The sequence below is a fragment of the Dellaglioa sp. CoH-56-MRSF-11 genome (assembly GCF_056782135.1).
In genome coordinates, this window is record NZ_JBXAYE010000038.1 from 1 (window position 1) to 397 (window position 397).

1 protein-coding gene is annotated in these 397 nt (G+C 55.9%); it reads left to right on the forward strand.

Annotation, left to right across the window (positions count from 1 at the left end; genetic code table 11):
• Nucleotides 1-31 precede the first annotated feature (31 nt).
• Nucleotides 32-397, forward strand: a 366-nt coding sequence (locus tag AC1RPT_RS07715) for a nucleotidyltransferase domain-containing protein (protein ID WP_481762973.1), incomplete at its 3' end; no start/stop codon positions are given.

Consider the following 397-nt stretch of genomic DNA (forward strand, 5'->3'; position numbering starts at 1 on the left):
ATCTGTATACTGGACCTCGGGGAGCGGACAAATGAGTGTGGCACAAAACACGGCTTCAGGCATCATCAAAAGTGTCCTGATTCAGCTCGAACAACGGCTCGATATTAAGGTCCTGATGGCGGCCGAGGCCGGGTCTCGTGCGTGGGGCTTCGCGTCGCCGGATTCGGATTACGACGTTCGCTTCATCTACTGCCGCCCTGTCGATCGGTATCTGACGGTGAATAAGCGCCGTGATGTACTGGACATAAACACGCCGGAACTGACCGAGGTGCTGCGCGATCTCGGGATCGACACGGATATCATGGATTTTGCGGGCTGGGACGCGGACAAGGCAGTGTACCAGATGAGCAAGTCGAACCCGCAGGTTCTGGAGTGGACGAATTCACCGATCATCTAT